The organism is Stenotrophomonas maltophilia, from assembly GCF_001676385.1.
GTDB lineage: Bacteria > Pseudomonadota > Gammaproteobacteria > Xanthomonadales > Xanthomonadaceae > Stenotrophomonas > Stenotrophomonas maltophilia_J.
In genome coordinates, this window is the sequence record NZ_LYVJ01000003.1 from 246,819 (window position 1) to 268,421 (window position 21,603).

A 21,603-nucleotide genomic window follows, 5' to 3' on the forward strand; every position below is an offset into this window, starting at 1 on the left:
CTGCCGGGCCCTGCCCGGCGGGCGCAGCGGCCTCAGCGCAGATAGTCGCTGCGTGCCATCGCTTCCCCCAGGTAATCCAGGAACGAGCTGATCCGCGCCGACACGGCGGTGTTGCGGTAGTAAACCGCATGGATCGGCTGGTACACATCCAGCGTCTGCGCGGCCAGCACCGGCACGAGCGTACCGGCGGCACGGTCGCGGTCGGTGACGAAGTCGGACAGGCAGGTGATGCCCACGCCTTCCACCGCCAGCCGGCGCAACGTTTCACCGCTGGACACCGCGATATCCGGCCGTACCTGCAGCTGGCCATCGGCGCCACCCGGCAACGGCCAGCGGTTCAACGCCTCCGGCTCGTTGAAACCCAACAGTGTGTGCTGGGCCAGTGCCGCTACGCTGGCGGGCTCGCCGTGCGCTGCCAGGTAGCCCGGGCTGGCCACCAGTTGCAGCCGGCAGCGGCCCAGCGAACGCGCGTGCAGGGTGGAATCGGCCAGTGGCCCGATGCGGATCGCCAGGTCGGTGCGCCGTTCGAGCAGGTCGATGTAGCGCTCGGAGGAGTTCAGTTCCAGCTGTACCTCCGGGTAGCGCGCGCGATAGCCTGCTACCAGCGGTGCAATCACGTGCAGCACGAACGGCATCGCCGCATCCACGCGCAGGCGCCCGGCCGGGCGCCCACGGCGGGCCGTCATCTGCTCCTCGGCCGACTCCACCGCGTCGATGATTCCCCGCGCATGGTGCACGAAGGCCTCGCCCTCGGCGGTCAGATGCAGGCGGCGGGTGGTGCGGGTCAACAGCGTCGTGCCCAGCTTGTCCTCCAGCCGCCCCAGCGCGCGGCTGACACCTGACGGCGTCTGCCCCAGCTGCTCGGCAGCGGCGCTGATCGAACCGCTGTCGATCACGGCCAGGAAGGCCTGCATTTCGTCGAGGGTGGTTTTCATCGGGCCATTATTGACCACACGGCAAGAGTGATTGGCGTGAAGACCGGTTTTTCGGCAAAGGTGTGCCGCGCACACTGCGCCCCTTCCTGTCCTCTGGAGCCCGCCATGACCCGTGGCATCCCCCTTGCTCTGCTTGCGCTGACCCTTGGCGCCTTCGCTATCGGCACCACCGAATTCGTCATTGTCGGCCTGATCCCCACCATCGCCGCCGACCTGCAGGTCAGCCTGCCCTCGGCCGGCCTGCTGGTATCGCTGTACGCGCTGGGCGTGGCGGTCGGCGCTCCGGTGCTGACCGCGCTGACCGGCCGCGTTCCGCGCAAGACCCTGCTGGTAGCGCTGATGGTGTTGTTCACCCTCGGCAACGTCATCGCCTTCCTCGCACCGGGTTACACCTCACTGATCATCGCCCGCATCCTCACCGGCCTCGCCCACGGCGTGTTCTTCTCCATCGGCTCGATCATCGCCACTGCAGTAGTGCCGAAGGAAAAGGCGGCCAGCGCGATCGCCATCATGTTCACTGGCCTGACCGTCGCGCTGGTGACGGGCGTGCCGCTGGGCACCTTCATCGGGCAGCATCTGGGCTGGCGCGCCACCTTCCTGGCAGTGGCCGGCCTCGGCGTGATCGCCCTGCTCGGTGCGCTGCTGGCCGTGCCGCGCAAGCTGCCGCAGAGCGCGCCAGCCAGCTTCCGCCAGCAGCTGGCCGTACTGGGCCAGCCGCGGCTGCTGCTGGTCTACGCGATGACCGCGCTGGGCTACGGCGGCACCTTCCTCGCCTTTACCTACCTGGCACCGATCCTGCAGGACGTCACCGGTTTCTCCGCCAATGCGGTCAGCCTGGTGCTGCTGGTGTACGGCGTCTCGGTCGCGATCGGCAACCTGTGGGGCGGCCGACTGGCCGACCGCATGGGCCCGGTGCCCGCACTGAAGCGCATCTTCGCCCTGCTTGCCCTCGTGCTGTTCGCGCTCACCTTCACCGCCAGCAACCCCTGGCTGATGCTGCTGACCGTGCTGGCGCTGGGTGCGGTGGCATTCGGCAACGTGCCTGGCCTGCAGGTATACGTGGTCAAGCAGGCGCAGCGTTACGCCCCGCAGGCCGCGGACGTGGCCTCGGGCCTGAACATCGCGGCGTTCAACATCGGCATTGCGCTGGGCGCCTCGCTCGGTGGGCTGGTGGTGGAGCACATCGGCCTGATGCACACGCCGTGGCTGGGCGCGCTGGTGGTGGCGGGCGCGTACGCGCTGACCGCACTCAGCGGCCGCCTCGATCGCCGCGACGGCATCGACGCGCGTGCCGACGGGATCACCGCAGCCACCCATTGATCCATGCAATGCACCGTTGCCGGCACGCATACGGTGCCTGCCCTACCCTTTCCCCATCTTTCCCCCTCCCCCCTGGAGCTTCCCATGACTGTCCCCGCCTTCGGTCTCGGCACCTTCCGCCTGCAAGACCAGACCGTGATCGACTCGGTGCGCAACGCGCTGGAGGTCGGCTACCGCGCCATCGACACTGCGCAGATCTACGGCAACGAAGCCGAGGTCGGCCAGGCCATCGCCGATTCGGGCGTGCCACGCGATGAGATCTACCTGACCACCAAGGTCTGGATCACCGAGTTCAAGCGCGACGCGCTGCTGGCCAGCCTGCGCACCAGCCTTGAAAAGCTGCGCACCGACCGCGTCGACCTGGCACTGATCCACTGGCCGTCGCCGAATGACAAGGTTGACGTGCCGATGGAGGAATACCTGCCGGCGCTGGCCGAGGCCAAGGCCCAGGGCCTGGCCAGGGAGATCGGCATCTCCAACTTCACCATCGCGCAGACCCGCAAGGCGATCGAGATCCTGGGCGCCGACGCCATCGCCACCAACCAGATCGAAATCCATCCCTATCTGCAGAACCGCCTGCTGGTGAAGTTCCTGCAGGACAAGGGCATCCACATCACTGCCTACATGAGCCTGGCCTATGGTGAAGTACTGAAGGATCCGGTGATCCAGGCCATCGCCGGCCGCCACCAGGCGACCCCGGCGCAGATCGCGTTGGCGTGGGCGCTGCAGCAGGGCTACTCCGTCATTCCCTCGTCGACCCGGCGCGAGAACCTGTCGAGCAATCTGGAAGCGGCCGCCATCCGCCTGACCGGCGAAGACATGGCGCAGATCGCCAAGCTCGACCGCGGCCATCGCCTGGCGAACCCGGAAGGTATTGCGCCGGCCTGGGATTGAGGCGATGTTGTTGTAGAGCCGAACCCCTGCTCGGCTGCTGCCTCGCTGGAGCCGAGCACGGCTCGGCTCTACAGGCAGATGCCGACCTTGGTCGGCACTGACCTCTGATCGATCATTGAAGCACCCTGCGGACCAAGGTCCGCACCCACCAGACGCGGTTTTCGGCTACGCCTGCAACAACCACCCACGCATCGCCGCACTGACCTCGTCCGGCTTCTCCATCGGTGCCAGGTGCCCACAATCGGGCACCACCACCAGCTGCGAATGCGGCACCATCGCATGCATTTCCTCGCTTACCGCCAGCGGGGTGATGCGATCGTTGGCGCCGCAGACGATCAGCAGCGGATCGCGGTAACCCGCCAACACATCATGACCGTCGCGACGCTCCAGCGCGCTCTGGCGCAGGAAGACGCCTGCGCCCAGGCGGGCAGTCATGTCGCGCACGCGCTGCACCAGCACGTAGTCGTCCAGCCGCGAAGCATCGATGTAGCTGCGCATCAGCACGTCACCGAAACCATGGAACTTTCCGGGCAGGCGCACGCTGGCGCGCTGGCTGCGGCGCTGCTCGGCCCGCTCGGGTGAATCGGCATGGATCGAGGTATCGATCAGCGCCAGCTGCAATACCCGTTCTGGAGCGATGCGCAGGATCTGCTGGGCGACGAAGCCGCCGAGCGAGAATCCGGCCAGCGCAAAGCGCTCCGGTGCCTGCGCCAGCACGTCATCGGCCACCGCCTGCAGAGTTTCGCCACGGGTCTGGTCGCCCACGGTGCAGTCGGCGATATCGGCCAGGTCGGCCAGCTGCGCGCGCCACAGCTCGGCGTCGTTGAGCAGGCCGGGCAGCAGGAGCAGGGGGATGCGGTCGGTCATGGGCGTATTGTCGCGCCGGTGCGGTGGCGGCGCCATGCCAGCGACCGCGCCAAGCGCGGCGACGTGCCGCCGGATGAGCCAGGCGCGCCGGACCCGCGCCCGCTTCTGGATACCCTGTGGGACGCCAGTCAGACCGATGCCGCGACGCATTCCTCGGCGTCGGAAGCAGGCGCCGTCGACGCCCCACGCTGGGGCCGCACCTCCTGGACGATCCGCCCCTGCTCCATCACGAGCACGCGGTCGGTGCTGTTTATGGTCTCCGGCCTATGGGCCACGATCACCTTGGTCAGCTCCATACGCTGCACGGCTTCGTTGACCAAGCGCTCGCGCATGACATCAAGATGGCTGGTGGCCTCATCTAGAAACAGAATCCGTGGCCGGCGATAGAGGGCGCGGGCCAGAATCACTCGCTGCTTCTGACCGCCTGAGAGCGAGTTGCCCATGTCGCCGATAAGACCGTGGTAACCCATCGCCATCCCCGCGATGTCATCATGCACCGCGGCCATTCGAGCAGCTTCCTCAATGCGCTGTTCATCGAAGCTACTGTCGAAGCCGCTGATGTTGTCGGCAATGCTTCCTGCAAACAACTGGTCATCTTGCATGACTGCTCCCACCATGGAGCGAGTGCCGCGTGGACCGTGCTGCTGGATATCCACGCCGCCGATGCTTACGCTTCCTTCACTGGGCTTGAGCAATCCGAGCAGTAGTTTCATCAGGGTCGACTTGCCACAGCCGGATGCGCCCACGATGGCCACCGCTTCACCTTGTTCTACGCGGAAGGAACAATTGCGGATGATCCAGGGTTCGCCTTCGGCATAACGGAAGGAAAGATCCTTGACCTCAATGGAGAACGCGATCGGTACCACCGTCTCGATTCGATCGAAATCCTGGTCAGGTGCACTGAGAACGACATCAGCCAATCGCTCCCCATGCAGCCTAAGCATCCTGAACTCGACAGCCTTGTCGATCAGTCCCGCCATTCGCAGCGCGAACTGATCCTTGTACGCAAGATAGGCCACCAGCATGCCGACCGAGAACACATTGTTCATGGCCAGCATTGCACCAATCCAGATAACAGCAATTCTCTCGATGCCGAAGATCAACTGACTGGTACTGGTAAACCCGAGCCTCAGCTTCGAAAGCCTGACTTCCTCATTGACCGTACTGACCATCAGGTTCTCGTAGGTTGCCGTCCGCATCGACTCCTGGCCGGCGACCTTGATGCTCTGCATGCCGCGGATCGACTCGAGCAGATGCGATTGCTGCTTTGCACTGGCAACGAGCTGGCGCTCGGTACGATTGCGAACTGGCGCGTACGCGGTGGCGCGGACCAAGGTGTACAGCACCACCGCCGCCAGCGTCACCAACGCCAGCTTCCAGCTGTAGAGAACCATGACTCCTAGCGTGACGATCGCCATCAGGCCATCGATGAGCGCTTCGACGAAACTGGTCGTCAACGTCTTCTGGATGGATTGCACCGACGAGACCCGAGAGGTGATATCGCCCAGATGTCGCTTCTCGAAGAAGTCCAACGGCAATCGCAGCAGATGCCCGATAACATTCCCCATCCATCTCAAGCCCAGAGTGGAGGAGAGATAGATGACAGAACAACCGCGCAACAGTCCGATGGCCACCTGCAACAGCATTGCAAGCCCGAAGCTTATTCCCAGTACCGTAAGCAGATCCCGATCTGCCGAGACCAGTGCCTGATCAACCACCCACTGGGTAAAGAACGGCGCAAGGACTACGAAGACCTGGAGCGCGAGCGAGAGAAGCAGGACCAGCGCCAATGAGGGCCACAGGCCGTTGATCTCTCCCGTCAGCTGCCGCAGCGAGATCGAAGCTGGTCTGGCCTCCTTCTGGAACTCCGCCGTGGGGGCCAGCTCAAGTGCCACGCCTGTGAAATGCTCGGACACTTCCTCCATCGGAAGCACCCGCTCCCCGATGGCGGGGTCAAGAATCCTTACATTGCTGCGGCCAACCTTTGCCAGCACCACGTAGTGGTTCAGATCCCAATGCAGGATACAAGGCAGTTTGAGCTGGGAAAGATGCTCCATCTCAAGCCGCAAGGGCCGCGAAGACAACCCCAGTTGCTGGCCAATGTGGATGAGCTGGCCCAACTTGGCACCCTTGAGCGACAACGGATAGCGTCGGCGGATCTCGCTCAAGCCGATCCTCTTTCCGTGGAAATCGGCGATCATCGCGATCGACGCCAGCCCACACTCCGTTGCCTCCGACTGAAGTATCGCTTTCATTCCGATGACAAGCCCAAGATCCCAGTCAATTTGAAACAGAAGTCCTTGGCACGATCATCGGTGCCGATAGCCTTTACTGAGCACGCCGCATGAACTGGGCGGCGTGAATGCACCCCCGCACAGCGGTTCAATTCGATGTGTGTTCTCTCTGAATCCGCTTGCGCCTTGCATCCGCGAATCTGGCGATGGCAACCACCACCGCACCAACGCACAGAAGTGGCCAAATCCAGCGGTCTGAAGATGCCGCGACCACGGCCAGGGAGCACACACAGATGGCGAATGTCTTTTCGTCGATACCCGGAAACTTCATGATCCGCTCTCCTCGTGCCAGCATTTTCCGAAACCAATGGCTCCAAACAGATCGCGCAGGGGCGCGCGAGCACCCCTGCGCGACACCCATCACATCAGGTAGTGACCCACGATCGCACCGTGAACGCCACCACTGACGGCGCCGGCGAACGCGCCCACCGGGCCGCCCACCAAGAACCCGATTGCAGCACCGGCAACCACGCCACCGGCAAAGCCGTTCGAAGCGCCTTCACCCGCGCCATCGACATTGGCAACTTCGGCATTGTTGAGTTCACGCATGATGATTCCCCCTATTTGAATACGATTGTTTGAGTTTCAGAGAAGATGTACTTACATCAGGTAAAGCGCAACGGAAATTCCACCGCCGATGAGCGCACCGGCAGCGGACCCGGCCGGGCCGCCGACGAGTGCACCGGCAAAACCACCTGCACCGGCACCGTTGAGAAAGGCGCCCATCGCACCTTCACCCTCGACTTCGATAACTTCATCCATGGTCAGTTCACGCACAATCGATCTCCTGAAATTGGCACACGTCCAGTGTGCATGGGCTGGCTCAGCCAGCGACACGCTGTCTCATCCAATGCTGCAGTCATTGTCCGAACACAGTTCCCTTGATTGAGTAGATCGGCTCAAGGACCCACTCAAAAAACGATCTCGTCTCACCCAGAACATCCGCATCCACCAGCATTCCGGGTTTAAGCGTCTCGGGCTTGCCGTATGCGCTTACGGTTTGCGCTGCGAGAGCGACGGTGATTCGGTACATCGGCTCTGTCGCGCCGCCATTCTGCGAGGCACCCAGTGTGCTTCGACTGATCCGCGAAACCCGCCCTTCATGATGTCCAAACTTCTGGTAAGGATATGCCTGGTATCTGAGCAGGACCTTGTCGTCGGGCTCTATGAAGCCAACTGCGCGGCTGGGAACCAGCAGTTCCGCCTCCAAACGGCCATCCCCAGGCAGTATGCTCATGATCGGCTGGCCGCTCTGCACGGCTTGGCCGGCCTTGATCTGCTGGGTGGCTACAACTCCAGACACCGGGGCGACAATGGCCAGCCGCCCACGCGCGGTATTCTCCACACGTTCCTGCTCAAGCAATGCAAGTTCCTGCTGGAATGTCGCCTCCGCAGCCTCATTTTCTCCAGGCAGTTCATTGAGCGCCTGCGTGATCTGCTCGATCATTCTGTGCGTGGCGATCGCCTGCCGCTGCAATGCCTGCATCTCGCCCTTCTGCGTGAGCGCCGCGGATTCCTGCTGCTTGATCTGGAGGATGCTAACGTAACGATCGTCCTCAAGGAGCCGGAGGCGTTTCAGCGTTTCCTGTGCAATCCTGATCTGATCCTTCCTCGTCAGCACTTCCGCGTCGATCTGCGCCAACTCCCGCTGCGCGTTGGAAAGCTGGCTACGCAATCCCTCCTGCTGTGCGCCTAGCCGCATCCTCTTGGCAGTCTGTACCGCCTCAAGGCTGGACGTCCTGCGCTCGAAGCGGGATTCCATCGCGGCCAGCGTATCTCCATCAGTGGTGGTGGCTCGCGGAACACTCAGGACCGCAACTACCTCACCCGCTTCGACGTGCTCACCTTCGGCACTTCTGACTTCCGACATGAACCCATTGGCTGGCGCCATGACCTGCGCGATTCCATTGACTGGCACAAGCTGTCCACCCACGTGCGAACGGTGGGTATAGGTGCCAAATGTAAGCAGCAGCACTACTACTAGTGCGGTGGAAGAAGCTACGATGGCAAGAACCCAGAGCCTGATCGGTTGCGTGATGGAAATCGATCCCAACCAACCAGCGCGCTTTCCTTGCAGAACTTCTCTGCGAAACAGATCTGAAGACACTCTTCGAAAGTAATTTTGCCCGCGTTGATTGGATGATAGCGAGGCCTCTTCGCAGAGTTAAAGAGCGAGATGCGTCAGCTCTCCTCTCATGCAGTGACCATGATTCATTCATCATTATCTGAGAGATGCACCAACTACTCAGCGCACCGACGCGCAGGGGCCATCCGCGCGCCGTCCAGGATGGCATACGCCGTCGTCGTAGTCCGCGTTCAGCCATCAGAACAACCGGCGTCAACGCTCTGATCGGCACGCGTTACGCCACCACCCAGCATGATGACCGGGCGACGTTGTAGATACCGTCTCGCCCTCGCCTAGGCAAGGGCGGCGTCAGGCTCAAACGGTCGGCCACTTCTCAGTACGCCCCAAACCAGATGGATGAGCTTGCGCATCACCGCACACATCACGACCTTGAAGGGCTTCCCTTTCGCGCTGGGCCGGTCTGCAAAGGACTTCAGCCTGGGGTTGTAGGTCTTCCCGGTCAACGCCGGCATGTACAGCTTTTTGCGGAAATTGGCGTCGCAAACGCGTGATATCCGGCATTTGCCTTCGTAGTTTCCTGATTGACGCTGGGCCGGATTCAAGCCTGCGTGGGCAACCACTTGGCGCACGTCGCTGTATTTGCTTAGAGCGTGTTATGAACTTTGAAGTAGCGTTGCCGCGTTGCCCAACATCAGGATGCTGAAGACAACAAAGTGCAGCCCTGCCAAGGTTTCCGGCAATCGCTCGTAATCACGGGCTAGACGCCTGAAACGGTTGAGCCAGCCGAAGCTGCGCTCGACCACCCAGCGGCGCGGCAGCAATACGAAGCCCTTCTTTGCTTCGGGTAGCTTCACAACATGGAGCTCAATACCTTCCTCTCTGGCGGCTTCGGCTGGATCCTTGCCTGTATACCCCTGATCCACGTACGCCAGTTTTACCGTCTCGCCAGTCACGTCCTGGACCTCCTGGGCAAGCGCACGAACCTGTGCGCGCTCCTGCTCGTTGGCAGGCGTGACCTGTACCGCCAGAAGGTGACCCAGTGTATCCACGGCCATATGCACCTTGCTGCCTTTCTTGCGCTTGTATCCGTCATATCCGGCTCGCGGGCCGCTTTCGCAGGTTGACTGCAACGTCCGGCCATCCAGAATGACCGCACTGGGTTGTCCCTGTTTGCCCTGAGCAGTGCGCAGCACAGAGCGCAGATCGTTGACCATGGCTTCAAAACACCCAGCCTGCAGCCACCGTTGGGTCTGCTGATAGACCGCCTCCCAAGGCGGGAATTCATGTGGCATCAAGCGCCAAGGAGCACCTGCACGTGCCATCCATCGCAATGCATTGAACATCTGCCGCAGGTCGTACTTGCGCTGCCGCGCATCAGGATCCATCAGCATCAGGTAGGGGGCAGCGAATGCCCACTCTTCATCGGTAACGTCTGCCGGGTACGGGCGCCGTGCTGTCATCCCGCTACGGTAGCGGGATCGATGCAGAGTCCATAACACGCTCTATAGATACAGAACGCTAGTCATCCCTCTCGACCTGGACATCGACCTTATCCCGAAAAATAACTGAAATGAAAGACAAAAGCAGAGCTGGAAGCCCCAAAAGCAGCACGAAAGACAAAGGCGCACCAAACGACCATAGAGCTGCAGAAAATACAACAGCCTAAACCCCAAGCAGCAGGAACGAGCACTTAACTTTCTTTATTAATAGGTAACTTGCCGTCGAACACAGCAGCGAGAAAGCGGCAACGAAAACCCCGACCACCTGAGGAACCTGCAAAGGCTCAGCACCCCTCAGCGCTGCCACCAGCATCAGCGCTGAGGCAGACGCCATTGCTACCAGGGAAATAAAATAGAACTTGCCATGTCGCCCATCAAATCCATCAGTAATCTTCACATCAACCCTCAAGGGATCGCAGGGCGAAATCACTGCGATCCGGCCAATTATTTACCAAGCCATCCGATCGAGCTGATCGCCCGCATAACCAGCACCAGCAATAGCAATAGCAACACCAGCGACAAAACCTTTACCAAACGCAGTTCCAATCCCAACGACGACCGGCACAGCTGCACCGTCGACGCTCTCAACTTCAAGAATGGTCAATTAGCGACAGTCAGCACCGAGAGTGCGGCAAGCAGAGGGAACGCCAAAAGCCCCTGGGATTGGGAGAGCATAATGCCCCCCCAACCAGCTGCTTCGCTTTGCATCCAAGACTGGGTGTCTAAGCGACGAATCCGACATCCCGTCTCCGAGCGCTGTTGGCGGGCGTATCACCCTAGCGCGTACTAAACCGTAGCGTGACTTTCCACAGCGATCAAATAGGCATTTGCGACACCAATGTAGCCATCGTCTTTGTTCTATCCAACTGAGAATTCGACTTCACCCCAAGACTCGTAATGAATACCTGATGTTGGGGGTGTTCTGAACAACTCCCTGCGAATGCGGGATGGAGATCGCTCGGCTCGTCTGTCGGCCCATATCCGCAGATCCATGCTCGTCAGTCCCTCCACCCCGGCTCCTACATACCGCGTAGGCGCTGGGAGGAACATACAAGGAACATACAAGCCCATGCTCGGCTGCCTCTGGAACAGCCGAGCGTAGCCTCGGTTCTACATCGGAGTTTGCGGCACCTCGACCTGCTGCACCGGCAGCGTCACCACCATCACGGTCGGGTCGTCCGGGTCCAGCCTGGTCTTGAAGCCCAGGCTCTGGCACATCGCCAGCATGGTGCTGTTCTCGCGCAGTACCTGGCCTTCGACCACGTCCAGGCCCAGCCACTTGGCGTATTCGATCATGATCGCCATCAGGCGCCAGCCGATGCCGTGCCCCTTCAGGTCCGAGCGGATCAGGATGCCGTACTCGCCACGATGGTAATCGGCGTCGGCGTGCAGGCGCACCGCACCGAGCATTTCGCCGCTGCGTGGTTCGATCGCCACCAGCGCGATCGAGCGTGCGTAGTCGAGCTGGGTCAGGCGCGCGATGAACTCGTGGCTGAAGTGCTTCACCGACTGGAAGAAGCGCAGGCGCAGGTCCTCGTCGCTGACGCGGGCGAAGAACGCACGGAACAGCGCATCGTCTTCCGGCCGCACCGGACGCACGAAAGCGCGCCCGCCATCGGACAGTTCAATGGTGCGCTCCCACTCCTTCGGATAGGGGAACACCGAGAAGCGCGGATGGCCGCGGCCCTTGTGCAGGATGCGCGACGGCGCCACCGCCACGCGTGCGTCGAGGGCGAGGATGCCCTTGCCGTCGACCAGCAACGGATTGATGTCCAGCGTGCGCACTTCGGGAATGTCAGCGGCCAGCTGCGCCAGCTTGACCAGCCCCAGCGCCAGCGCGCGCTCGTCGGCGGCAGGCACATCGCCGTAGGCCTTGAGGATGCGCGAGGCGCGGGTCTGGCCGATCAGCTCGTGGGCCAGGCGCAGGTCCAGCGGCGGCAATGCCAGCGCCTTGTCATTGATCACTTCGACGGCGGTGCCGCCACGACCGACCACGATCACGGGGCCGAAGGTCGCGTCATCGGCGATGCCGACGATCAGTTCGCGCGCCTTCGGGCGGACGATGGTCGGCTGTACCAGCAGGCCGTCGATGCGCGCATCCGGCCGCAGCTGGCGCGCGCGCGACAGGATCGCGTTGGCCGCGCTCTGTACCGCCGGCAGCGTGGACAGGCTGAGGCGTACCCCATCCACTTCCGACTTGTGCGGAATATCCGGCGAAAGAATCTTCAGCGCGACCGTGGCCCCCCGTTCCAGCAGGGGCTGCGCCAGGTCCATCGCCTCGTGGGCATCGCGCGCGTGCATGACCGGTGCCGACGGAATGCCATAGGCCTTGAGCAGTTCATGCGTGGCCAGCGGGTCCAGCCACTGCTGGCCGTTGGCCAGTGCGGCATCGACCAGCGTGCGCGCGGCTGCCGCATCGACGTTGAAGTCCTGCGGCAGGCTGGGCGGCGTTTCCATCAACGCGTTCTGCGCCTCGCGGTAACGCACCAGATGCTGGAAGCCACGCACGGCCTCGGCCTCGGTCGGATAGGTCGGCACCCGTGCCGCGTTGAGCGTGGCGGTGGCCTGGTCATCGTTGCCCAGCCACACCGCAAACACCGGCTTGTCGCGATGATGGCGCGGACGCAGGCCGAGCGTGCGGGTAAGTGCCTGCGCTGCATCGGCCGACGAGGTGAACGCGGTCGGCACATTGACCACCATCACCGCGTCGTTCTCGTTGTCGGCCAGCAGCGCCTCGATGGCGGCGGCATAACGGTCACCGTCGGCATCGACCACGATGTCCACCGGATTGCCGCGCGACCAGCCCTGCGGCAGCACCGCGTCGAGCTTCTCGATCGTGCTGTCGGACAGGTTGGCCAGCGTGCCACGCAAGGCGATGAGCTGGTCCACGGCGAGACGGCCAACGCCACCGCCGTTGCTGAGGATGGCCAGGCGACGGCCGGGGAACGTGCCCAGCCGACCGAGCGTTTCGGCGGCGGTGAACAGTTCGTCCAGCGCGCCCACGCGCAGCAGGCCTGCTCGGTTGAACGCCGCACCGTACACATCGTCGGCACGGGCCAGGGCCTGCACATGGGTATCGCGGCTGCCCGGCTGCACGCGCTCGGCGCGACCGGACTTCACCACCACCACCGGCTTGGCACGGGCGGCGGCACGGGCGGCCGACATGAACTTGCGCGCGTCCTTGATCTGCTCGACGTAGAGCAGGATGGCGCGGGTGCGGTAGTCCGTAGCGAAGTAGTCGAGCAGGTCGCCGAAGTCGACGTCCATCGCGTCGCCCAGCGAAACCACTGCGGAGAAACCCACCGAGCGCGCCACGCCCCACTCCACCAGCGCGGCGGCAATGGCCGAGGATTCGGAGACCAGCGCGAGGTCGCCGGCCTGCGGGAAGTGCGCGGCGATGCTGGCGTTGAGCCGTGCATGCGGTGCGATCACGCCCAGGCAATGCGGGCCGAGGATGCGCAGTCCATGCTTGCGCGCTACCGCCTCTACCTGCGCCGACAACGAGCCTGGGCCTTCGCCCAGGTGCGCGGTCAGGATGATGGCCGCCTGCACGCCGCGCTCGGCGGCCGTGCGCACGACCTGCGGCAGGATCGCCGCGGGGGCGGTAATCACCACCAGGTCCGGCACCCAGTCCAGGTCCTTCAGCCGCTTGACCGTGCGGATGCCGTCGATCTCGGCGTGCCGCGGGTTGATCCACGCCACCTTGCCGGGGAAGCCGGTGCCCCGCAGGTTGCGCATCACTGCGCGGCCGGCCGAGCGTTCACGCGGGCTGCCGCCGATCACCGCAACCGACTGCGGGCGGAACACAGACTGCAGGTGATAGGTACTCATGCGCCTACGGTACCCAAAAAAGGGGACGGAGGGGATTAAGTCGTTTGTGCACAAACGACTTAATCCCCTCCGTCCCCTTTCTTGTTACAGCAGCGTGCCGTGCAGGATCAGTGCCGCAATGCTGAAATAGATCACCAGCCCGGTCACGTCCACCAGGGTGGCCACGAACGGCGCCGAGGCGCTGGCCGGGTCAAAGCCCAGCCGCTTGAGGATGAAGGGCAGCATCGAGCCGGACAGCGAACCGAAGGTAACGATGCCGACCAGCGCCGCACCGATGGTGACGGCCAGCAGGATCCAGTGCTCGCCGTAGTCGTGCAGTCCCCCCAGCTGCCAGATCACGATCCGCACGACGGCGAGGCCGCCGAGGATGCCACCCAGCACCATGCCGGTCGGGATCTCGCGCAGGGCGACCTTCCACCAGTCGCGCAGGCGCAGCTCGCGCAGGGCCAGGCTGCGGATCAACAGGGACGTGGCCTGCGAGCCGGAGTTGCCGCCGGAGCTCATGATCAGCGGGATGAACAGGGTCAGTACCACCGCCCGCGCCAGCTCGTCCTCGTAGTGCTGCATCGCACTGGCGGTCAGCATCTCGCCCAGGAACAGCACGCTCAACCAGCCGGCGCGCTTGCGCAGCATCTCGAAGAACCCGATCTGCATGTACGGCTTGTCCAGCGCCTCCATGCCGCCGAACTTGTGCGCATCCTCGGTCGATTCCTCAATCAGCGCATCGAGCACATCGTCGACGGTGACAATGCCGAGCAGCTGCCGTTGCGCGTCGACCACCGGAATTGCCAGCAGATCGTGGCGACGGATCAGCCGCGCCACTTCTTCCTGGTCCATCAGCGCATCCACCGTCACCGGCGGGTTGACCTGGGCCACGTCGAGGATCGATTCCTCCGGCAGGCCGGTGATCAGCCTGCGCATGGTCACCACCTGCTGGAGCTGCTGGCTGGACGGGTCGAGCACGTAGATCGCGTACACGGTCTCGCGGGTGCGCTCGACCTGGCGGATGTGCTGCAGCGTCTGCGCCACCGTCCAGCTGGCAGGCACCGCCACATATTCGGTGGTCATCAGCGCGCCGGCGGTGTTTGGCGGGTAGCTGAGCAGCTTCTGGATCGCCTGGCGCGCGTCAGCGCCGAGCAGCGGGATCAATCGTTCGCGCTCGTCCTCGTCCAGTTCGTGGACGATGTCGGTAGCGCGGTCGTCAGCCATCAGCCCGAGCAGGGCGGCGGCGCGCGCCGGCGGCAGCGCGGCCACCAGCTGGCCGCTACGGTGCAGTTCCGGCGCTTCGAGCATCTTCACCGCGCGCGGCAGTGGCAGCGCGGCCAGCGTTTCGGCTGCACGCGCCAGATCCAGCGTGTTGAGGAATTCCACCGCGTCGGCGGTGTTGTAGCTGGCCAGCGGTGCAGCCAGGGCGGCGGCATCGGCCACCGGGCGCAGCAGTTGCTTCTGGTTCATCGGTTTGCCTTGTGGGGGTGCGACCTCGCGCAACGCCAACGCAGGCAGACCGTCCCGGTGTCAGGCGGTGGCCATCGCTGGCGTCGAACGAGGTCGGCTTCTACTGTCGCTGGACATGGGGTGTGGACTCCGGGGTGCGTATGCTGGCGGACGCGCCGCCAGCGGCGGGCAGTCTGGACCTGCGGGCCATGCAGGTCAACCCGGGCGACGCCACGCGTGCCCAGGTCCTTCAGGGGTTCTCGTGCGTACGCGGGCCGGCGCGCATAATGTGCAGGTGGCGTTCGCCACGCCCTCTCCACCCGGACGGACGCACGGCGGGCTCGCCCGATGACCAGGAAATCCCATGCATAGCGGCGGTCTGGAACTGGCCCTGGTGTTGTTGCTGGCGGCAGTCATCGCGGTGCCGGTGTTCAAGAAGTTCGGTTTCGGCGCGGTGCTGGGCTACCTGGCGGCGGGCGTGGTGCTGGGACCGGATGGGCTGGGTTTCGTGCAGGACGCCGACCGCATCCTCGGCGCGGCCGAGATCGGCGTGGTGATGTTGCTGTTCGTGATCGGGCTGGAGCTGTCACCCGCGCGCCTGAAGGTAATGCGGCGCTCGGTGTTCGGCGCCGGTGCGGCGCAGGTCGCGCTGTCCGGGCTGGTGCTGGGCGGCCTGCTGCTGTTCGATCACTTCCAGTGGAAAAGCGCGCTGGTGGTGGGCGTGGCACTGGCATTGTCGTCAACAGCGGTCGGGCTGCAGCTGCTGTCCGAGCACAAGGCGATCAACAGCGACCATGGCCGGCTGGGCTTTGCCATCCTGCTGTTCCAGGACCTGATCGCGATCCCCCTGCTGGCAGCCATCCCGCTGCTGGGCGGAGCGAAGAACCAGACCCTGCGCTGGGAGGACGCCGCCGTCGCGCTGGGTGCACTGGCGGTGGTGATCCTGTGCGGACGGCCGGTGTTGCGCAGGGTGTTCGGCATCATCGCGCGCACGCGCAGCCCGGAAGTATTCACCGCCACCGCACTGCTGGTGGTACTGGGCACGGCCTGGTTCATGCAGGAAGCCGGCCTCAGCCCCAGCCTCGGCGCGTTCCTGGCCGGCGTGCTGCTGTCCGACTCGGAATTCCGCCACGAGCTGGAATCGCAGATCGAGCCCTTCAAGGGCCTGCTGCTGGGCCTGTTCTTCATCGCGGTAGGCATGGGCATCGACCTCGACCGCATCGCTGCAGAGCCGTGGATGATTGCCGGTGGCGTCGGCATCCTGCTGGTGGTCAAGTTCAGCCTGCTGTACGCGGTCGGTCGCGTCGCCCGGCTCAGCGCGCGGCAGTCGCTGCTGCTGGGCAGCGTGCTGTGGCTGGGCGGTGAGTTTGCCTTCGTGGTGTTCAACGAAGCACAGCGCGCGCACCTGCTGGGCTCTGCCAACCATGACCGGCTGGTGGCGATCGTTGGCCTGTCGATGGCCATCACCCCGCTGCTGATGATTGCACTGCTGAAGCTGCTCGGCCAGGAGAAGGCCGCGCCGCGCGAGGCGGCCGACGCCGACAAGGTAGCGCCGGACAACCAGCCGAAAGTGCTGATCGCCGGCATGGGCCGCTTCGGCCAGGTGATCGCGCGCCTGCTGACTGCACAGAAGGTGCCATTCGTGGCGCTGGAGGCCAACCCGGATACCGTCGCCGACCTGCGCCGCTTCGGCAACCTGCTGTACTACGGTGACCCGACCCGGCCGGAAATGCTGCGCGCGGCCGGTGGCGAGCACATCGATGTATTCGTGATCACCGTGGACGATCCGGACACCAATCTGCGCGTGACGCGCATGGTACGCCGCCTGTACCCCGAAGCGACGGTGCTGGCGCGTGCGCGCAACCGCCAGCATGCGTGGCGCCTGATGGACATGTCGGCCGAGCCGTTCCGAGAAGTATTCGGCACCAGCCTGGAGATGAGCGGCCGCGTGCTGACCGCCCTCGGGGTGGCTCCGGGCGTGGCCGCACGCCATGTGCAGCGCTTCCGCGAGCATGATGAGCAACTGCTGCGCGACCAGTACCTGGTCTACGACGACGAAGCAGCCGTGATCCAGACGTCGCGCGATGCCCGCAACGACCTGATGCACCTGTTCGAGGCCGACGCGGAAAGCGACGGCGAGTAGGTGTGCCGACCAACGGTCGGCACCCACCCGATCAATGGCACTACCCTTTTCCAGCGATCAGCCGTTGTCGCGCAGGAACCGTGCCATCGAGGAAACGCCCGGCACGCGCGGTTCAAACTCGCCCGCGACGTCGATGAAGCCGCGCATCACGGCAATCTCGCGCGGGCTGCGGTTCAGGCTGTCGCGTGCTTCCGGGTCGGCGCCGGCGCGCAACAGGTGCTGCACCAGCAGCGGCAGGCCGTGCAGGGCCGCCAGGTGCAGCGGGCCAAACCCGCGCGGATCACGCACGTCCAGGCTCACCCCCTCGTCCAGCAGGCGCTCCACCGCCGCCATCACCACCTGCTCGTCGCAGGCGGTGCCGGGCTCGGCACGCGCGCCCAGCAACAGCAGCAGCGGCGTGACCGAATCCGCGGCAGGCTGGTCCGGTTCCGCACCGGCCAGCAGCAGGGTATCGAGCAGGGCCAGCAGGCGCGAGCGGTCGCGGGCACCAAAACCATACAGCGCGGCACAGTGCAACGGGCCCAGCTGCTGCGCGTCTCCCGCCTGCACATCGGCACCCGCAGTGAGCAGGCGCGCGACGATGTCCGGCAGGCCCAGCGCCGAGGCCAGCATCAGCACGGTCACCCCGCCGGGCAGGCGGTGTTCCAGCCTGGCACCGGCATCAAGCAGGGCCGAGACGATGTCGACCTGGCGCATGCTGACGGCCGCCGACAGCGGAGTCGCGCCACTGGCAGCGGCGTGCTGTGGATCGGCACCCCGCGCCAGCAACAGGTCGGTCACGGCCAGATGGCCACCGCCAGCCGCACGCAGCAACGCGGTACAGCCCTGTGCGTCGACCGCATCGACGGCGAATCCCAGATCGATGAGACGGCGCACCGCATCGACATCGCCGGCCATCGCAGCGGCCGGCAGGTCGGCTTCGCGCAGGGTGCGGCGCGGCAATGGCCACACCCGCCAGTCAAGCCAGTCGGCCAGGTCACGGCGGCCGATCGACAACGCCACGCCCAACGGCGTCTGGCCGTCGGCGGCACGCGCTTCCGGTGATGCGCCGTGCTGCACCAGCAGCTTCAGCGCGCCTTCGCGGGCCAGCGCAGTGGCCAGGTGCAGCGCAGTCATGCCGTGGCTGTCGCGTGCTTCGCGATCGACACCCGCCTTGAGCAGGGCCTGCTGCAGGCGCAACCAGCCCAGGCGGACCGCCAGCGACAGCGGCGGGTCGCCGGCCGGCGAGGCCGCGAACGGGTCCGCGCCACGCTCCAGCAGTTCCAACGCCAGCTGTTCCAGGCCACGTGCGGCCTGGTCGTGCTGCGCGCAGGCCGCGAGGAAGCGTGCCAGGCCGCCGCGCCCAGCCGGCGACAGGCCACGCTGCAGCATCACCTGCAGCGTGGGCACCGCGTCGATGCCGCGCGACAGCAGGGCGAACATCGGCGTGTCCGAGCAGGCGTCGCGCACATAGGGATCGGCGCCATGGGCCAGCAGCCAGTCGACCGCACGTGGCTCCAGCGCCAGTTCCGGGTCGAGCAGCAGCCCGCCCAGTTCTTCCGGCTGGCACAACCGGGCCAGCGCCGCGATGCCTTCGGTGTTGCCGAAGCCCAGGGCTTCGCGCAGCAGGGTCAACGGCGGGCGATCCGGCAGCAGGCCGCTGGCCGTGGACGCTTCGCCACGGTCGGCCAGGCCATCACTGACCGCAGCGGGCAACGGGTAGGTCGGGTCGAGCAGCGCAACGATCGCCCAGCGGCCAGCCTCGGCGGCGTAGTCCACCGCGCGGCGGCCCACCGGATCGGTGGCGTCGGCGGGAATGCCGAGTTCGACCAGGCGCTTGATCAGCAGTGGCGAAACATCCTCGGCCATCGCAGCCAGCTGCACTGCATTGCGCCCTTCGCCATCCACGGCGACCAGATCGGGCTTGTGCGGCAGCAGATGTTCGATCACGGCAGCGCGGCCAGCACGCGCCGCTTCCAGCCAGGGCGTACGGCCGAGCGCATCGCGTGCTTCGAGGTTTGCACCGGCGTTGAGCAGCACGCCGATGATGTCCACGTGGCCGGCCAGCGCCGCCTCATGCAGCGCACTGCGGCGCTGGCGATCGCGGGCATCGGCCCGCGCCTTGTGCTTGAGCAGCAGCTGCACGCCGGCCGGATCGTCGTCTTCGGTGGCAGCAGCGGCCAGCAGCACCGGGGTACCCTCGGCCGGTTCGCTGCGTGCGCCGCGTTCGAGCAGGAAGCGCGCCAGGCGCCAGTTGCCGACCTGGCAAGCCACGGCCAGGGGTGACCATCCCTCGCGGTTCAGCGCGTCGACTTCGGCCGCAGCATCGCGCAACAGCGCGGCCACGCCGGGGTCGGAGCTGCGCGCTGCATGGTGCAGCGGGGTGTTGCCATCGCTGTCGGTGGCGCGTGAATCGGCCCCGTTGGCGAGCAGCGTCATCACCGCTTCAGGACGGCCGTGCCAGCTGTCGCGGGTGGCGGCCAGCAGCGGCGTCATGCCCCGGTGCGGCGCATTCACATCGACGCCGCGCCCGATCAGTTCGCGCAGCAGGCGCAGGTCCGGCAGCACCGCGGCGAGCACCGCCAGGCTGCGCTGGTCACGCCAGCCCGGGTCCGGCAGTGCATGCGGATCGGCACCGGCCTGCAGCAGTTGCAGGGCGCGGTCGACGCGGCCATGACGCGCGGCCTCGTACAGCGCCGGGGTCAGTTCCTGCGGAGCCATCGCCTCCAACGGCGCGGTTTCGGCCGCGGCCGGGTACATCGCTTCGTGCTCGCGGCCGGCCGTGGCCAGCGGGCCCGGATGCAGCGATACCAGTGGAGCCGGCACCACCCGTTGCAGCAGCAGGTGCAGCACCGGTGACAGCAACGCCACGCCCAGCACCACCGGCCCATGCACCCCGTCGGGCAACAGGCCTGGCCAGGCCGGCAGGACCACCAGCGCGGCCAACGCCATCACCAGCGTGGCGACACCGAGGCCGCGCCAGGCAGTCAGGTCGCGCCCGGCCAGCGCGTGCCAGTGCCGGGCAAGGCCTCCGTCCAGGCGTTCGACATCATTCCACAACGGCCAGGTGCGCCAGGCCGCCAGCAGGCCGGCACTGACCAGAACGCTCAGGCCCAGCACCGCCGCCAGGCTGCCGCTGTCACGCAACGCCGCCAGCGGCCAGGCCAGCAGCAACGCCAGCAACAGCGGGGCGACCGCCCACAGCGCCAGCAGCGCAGCCAGATCCTGGCGTGCAAGCTCTTTCAGCGGGTGCACCGCACGGGTGCGCCGCCACCACGACACGCCCAGCGCAAATGCGGGTTGTGAAAGCGCAGCCAGAATGGCCCCTGGCAAGCCACCCACCGCAGCGCTCAATGCCAGCAACAGGCCGACGGCGAAGGCGATCGACACCGCGCGCGGACGGGAGGCGTCAGTCATAGTGCCGCGGCATCAGGCTGGCCACCGACGGTGGCACCTGCAGGTAGAAACCGCGCTCGCTCATTTCGCTGCGGACCTTTTCGGGATCGGCCTGGGCCAGGCGGCGCTGGGCATCCAGGGCCACGTCCAGGACGAAAGTGAGCCTCCCCAGCGAAGCAAGCAGCGGTGCAGGCAGCACGCTGAAATCATCGCGTCGGGGAACGTAGACGTAGGTGTCCGGCTTGAGTTGGCTTTTATAGACGTAGGCGTGCATGTCCGCGGGACGATAACCCGGGAAGAGCCATGATTGTGTCGGAAAGCCGACACCGGGGAAAGCCGTCAGCCGACGATGGCAGCGTGATCGACGGCGTTTCCCGGGTGGGGTTCAGCATTGTGGCGGCGGCGTTCAGCCAGCGCCGCCGCCGCGCGGGCGCTTACCTGACCTTGGCGTAGGTGCCCTTCAGCGCAACGCCAGCCAGGATGGTACCGGCGTAGCATTCGTAGTTGGTGCTGCTCCTGAACTCGTTCTTCTTGTAGTAGCTGACGATGTCGACCACGGCGTTGGCGCCGCGCGACTTGGCGCCGTCCTGCAGGGCACGCAACGCCGACAGGGCCACCCAACGGCAGGCTTCGGCGTCGCTCTTGTTGGCGGCGTTGGTCTTCTTGTTGGTCACGTCTTCGCCCAGGCGCTGCTGCACGCTGACCGGCTGGCCGGCCAGGTAGAAGCGCACGCTGCCGTCGATGCCGGCCTCGCGGGCCGCCTGCGAATTGACCAGTTCCTGCAGGGACTGCTCGACGCGGGTCTCGCGGGCAGAGGCGGTGGAGGCCAGGGCCAGCAGCGCGGTGGCAGTGGCGATCATCAGGGTACGGCGCATGGGGAACTTCTCCTTGTCGAGGGTGCAGGTGGGTTGTGTGAAGCGGTGGA

Annotated in this window: 17 protein-coding genes and 1 pseudogene; 4 read left to right on the forward strand and 14 right to left on the reverse strand. The window is 65.2% G+C overall.

The window, feature by feature from the left end; translation table 11 throughout:
• Window positions 1–32: 32 nt before the first annotated feature.
• Window positions 33–935, reverse strand: coding sequence for a LysR family transcriptional regulator (locus A9K58_RS05280; RefSeq protein ID WP_065198346.1), 903 nt, complete (start codon window positions 933–935; stop codon window positions 33–35).
• Between the two features lie 105 nt (window positions 936–1,040).
• On the opposite strand from A9K58_RS05280, the gene A9K58_RS05285 reads away from it, so the two are divergent.
• Both A9K58_RS05285 and dkgB read left to right on the forward strand, forming a co-directional pair.
• Window positions 1,041–2,255, forward strand: a complete 1,215-nt coding sequence (locus A9K58_RS05285; protein WP_065198347.1) for an MFS transporter — start codon at window positions 1,041–1,043, stop codon at window positions 2,253–2,255.
• Window positions 2,256–2,339: 84 nt separating this feature from the next.
• Complete coding sequence (gene dkgB / locus A9K58_RS05290) at window positions 2,340–3,149, forward strand: 2,5-didehydrogluconate reductase DkgB (RefSeq protein WP_065198348.1); 810 nt, start codon at window positions 2,340–2,342, stop codon at window positions 3,147–3,149.
• A 165-nt stretch (window positions 3,150–3,314) separates the two neighbouring features.
• Here dkgB and A9K58_RS05295 read toward each other — a convergent pair whose 3' ends face one another.
• Together A9K58_RS05295 and A9K58_RS05300 are read right to left on the reverse strand one after the other, a co-directional pair.
• Window positions 3,315–4,016 (reverse strand): alpha/beta fold hydrolase, encoded by a 702-nt coding sequence (locus A9K58_RS05295; RefSeq protein WP_065198349.1) that lies wholly within the window; start codon window positions 4,014–4,016, stop codon window positions 3,315–3,317.
• A gap of 128 nt (window positions 4,017–4,144) precedes the next feature.
• Window positions 4,145–6,271, reverse strand: a complete 2,127-nt coding sequence (locus A9K58_RS05300) for a peptidase domain-containing ABC transporter (protein WP_065198350.1) — start codon at window positions 6,269–6,271, stop codon at window positions 4,145–4,147.
• A 429-nt stretch (window positions 6,272–6,700) separates the two neighbouring features.
• On the opposite strand from A9K58_RS05300, the gene A9K58_RS20170 reads away from it, so the two are divergent.
• Complete coding sequence (locus tag A9K58_RS20170) at window positions 6,701–6,892, forward strand: hypothetical protein (protein ID WP_407070821.1); 192 nt, start codon at window positions 6,701–6,703, stop codon at window positions 6,890–6,892.
• Between the two features lie 18 nt (window positions 6,893–6,910).
• Here the strand turns inward: A9K58_RS20170 and A9K58_RS19685 are convergent, their stop codons facing one another.
• The 8 genes and pseudogenes from A9K58_RS19685 to mgtE all read right to left on the reverse strand — a co-directional run bounded on the left by A9K58_RS19685 (window position 6,911) and on the right by mgtE (window position 15,181).
• The gene (locus tag A9K58_RS19685) at window positions 6,911–7,087 is read right to left on the reverse strand and encodes a hypothetical protein (protein ID WP_196769158.1); all 177 of its coding nucleotides are present in this window, start codon (window positions 7,085–7,087) and stop codon (window positions 6,911–6,913) included.
• Window positions 7,088–7,169: 82 nt separating this feature from the next.
• A complete protein-coding gene (locus A9K58_RS05310; RefSeq protein WP_065198352.1) occupies window positions 7,170–8,417 on the reverse strand; it encodes an HlyD family secretion protein in 1,248 nt (415 codons plus the stop codon).
• A 311-nt stretch (window positions 8,418–8,728) separates the two neighbouring features.
• A pseudogene (locus A9K58_RS18955) lies at window positions 8,729–9,043 on the reverse strand (transposase); the annotation flags it as partial.
• A gap of 6 nt (window positions 9,044–9,049) precedes the next feature.
• Window positions 9,050–9,856, reverse strand: a complete 807-nt coding sequence (locus A9K58_RS05320; protein WP_065198354.1) for an IS5 family transposase — start codon at window positions 9,854–9,856, stop codon at window positions 9,050–9,052.
• 202 nt (window positions 9,857–10,058) lie between these two features.
• Entirely contained in the window at window positions 10,059–10,292 is a 234-nt protein-coding gene (locus tag A9K58_RS19420; protein WP_155760436.1) for a hypothetical protein, read from the reverse strand.
• 51 nt (window positions 10,293–10,343) lie between these two features.
• Complete coding sequence (locus tag A9K58_RS19425; RefSeq protein ID WP_155760437.1) at window positions 10,344–10,499, reverse strand: hypothetical protein; 156 nt, start codon at window positions 10,497–10,499, stop codon at window positions 10,344–10,346.
• A 506-nt stretch (window positions 10,500–11,005) separates the two neighbouring features.
• A complete protein-coding gene (locus tag A9K58_RS05325; protein WP_065198355.1) occupies window positions 11,006–13,726 on the reverse strand; it encodes a bifunctional acetate--CoA ligase family protein/GNAT family N-acetyltransferase in 2,721 nt (906 codons plus the stop codon).
• Between the two features lie 84 nt (window positions 13,727–13,810).
• The gene (gene mgtE / locus A9K58_RS05330; protein ID WP_065198356.1) at window positions 13,811–15,181 is read right to left on the reverse strand and encodes a magnesium transporter; all 1,371 of its coding nucleotides are present in this window, start codon (window positions 15,179–15,181) and stop codon (window positions 13,811–13,813) included.
• A 343-nt stretch (window positions 15,182–15,524) separates the two neighbouring features.
• On the opposite strand from mgtE, the gene A9K58_RS05335 reads away from it, so the two are divergent.
• Window positions 15,525–17,303, forward strand: coding sequence for a monovalent cation:proton antiporter-2 (CPA2) family protein (locus A9K58_RS05335; protein WP_065198357.1), 1,779 nt, complete (start codon window positions 15,525–15,527; stop codon window positions 17,301–17,303).
• A 57-nt stretch (window positions 17,304–17,360) separates the two neighbouring features.
• Here the strand turns inward: A9K58_RS05335 and A9K58_RS05340 are convergent, their stop codons facing one another.
• The 3 genes from A9K58_RS05340 to A9K58_RS05350 all read right to left on the reverse strand — a co-directional run bounded on the left by A9K58_RS05340 (window position 17,361) and on the right by A9K58_RS05350 (window position 21,553).
• On the reverse strand, window positions 17,361–20,699 hold the full coding sequence (locus A9K58_RS05340; RefSeq protein WP_065198358.1) for an ankyrin repeat domain-containing protein: 3,339 nt from the start codon (window positions 20,697–20,699) through the stop codon (window positions 17,361–17,363).
• Window positions 20,692–20,952, reverse strand: coding sequence for a YcgL domain-containing protein (locus tag A9K58_RS05345; RefSeq protein WP_065198359.1), 261 nt, complete (start codon window positions 20,950–20,952; stop codon window positions 20,692–20,694). Before A9K58_RS05345 ends, A9K58_RS05340 begins: the two co-directional genes overlap by 8 nt.
• A 160-nt stretch (window positions 20,953–21,112) precedes the next feature.
• Window positions 21,113–21,553 carry an excinuclease ATPase subunit gene (locus A9K58_RS05350; RefSeq protein ID WP_065198360.1) on the reverse strand — a complete coding sequence of 147 codons (441 nt, stop codon included), beginning with the start codon at window positions 21,551–21,553 and terminating at the stop codon, window positions 21,113–21,115.
• Window positions 21,554–21,603: the final 50 nt, after the last annotated feature.

Excerpts from the sequence above, each read along its gene's own strand:
- A9K58_RS05280 (WP_065198346.1), bottom strand. The coding sequence starts at position 935 with ATGAAAACCACCCTCGACGAAATGCAGGCCTTCCTGGCCGTGATCGAC.
- A9K58_RS05285 (WP_065198347.1), top strand. The coding sequence starts at position 1,041 with ATGACCCGTGGCATCCCCCTTGCTCTGCTTGCGCTGACCCTTGGCGCC.
- dkgB (WP_065198348.1), top strand. The coding sequence starts at position 2,340 with ATGACTGTCCCCGCCTTCGGTCTCGGCACCTTCCGCCTGCAAGACCAG.
- A9K58_RS05295 (WP_065198349.1), bottom strand. The coding sequence starts at position 4,016 with ATGACCGACCGCATCCCCCTGCTCCTGCTGCCCGGCCTGCTCAACGAC.
- A9K58_RS05300 (WP_065198350.1), bottom strand. The coding sequence starts at position 6,271 with ATGAAAGCGATACTTCAGTCGGAGGCAACGGAGTGTGGGCTGGCGTCG.
- A9K58_RS05320 (WP_065198354.1), bottom strand. The coding sequence starts at position 9,856 with ATGACAGCACGGCGCCCGTACCCGGCAGACGTTACCGATGAAGAGTGG.
- A9K58_RS05325 (WP_065198355.1), bottom strand. The coding sequence starts at position 13,726 with ATGAGTACCTATCACCTGCAGTCTGTGTTCCGCCCGCAGTCGGTTGCG.
- mgtE (WP_065198356.1), bottom strand. The coding sequence starts at position 15,181 with ATGAACCAGAAGCAACTGCTGCGCCCGGTGGCCGATGCCGCCGCCCTG.
- A9K58_RS05335 (WP_065198357.1), top strand. The coding sequence starts at position 15,525 with ATGCATAGCGGCGGTCTGGAACTGGCCCTGGTGTTGTTGCTGGCGGCA.
- A9K58_RS05340 (WP_065198358.1), bottom strand. The coding sequence starts at position 20,699 with ATGACTGACGCCTCCCGTCCGCGCGCGGTGTCGATCGCCTTCGCCGTC.
- A9K58_RS05345 (WP_065198359.1), bottom strand. The coding sequence starts at position 20,952 with ATGCACGCCTACGTCTATAAAAGCCAACTCAAGCCGGACACCTACGTC.
- A9K58_RS05350 (WP_065198360.1), bottom strand. The coding sequence starts at position 21,553 with ATGCGCCGTACCCTGATGATCGCCACTGCCACCGCGCTGCTGGCCCTG.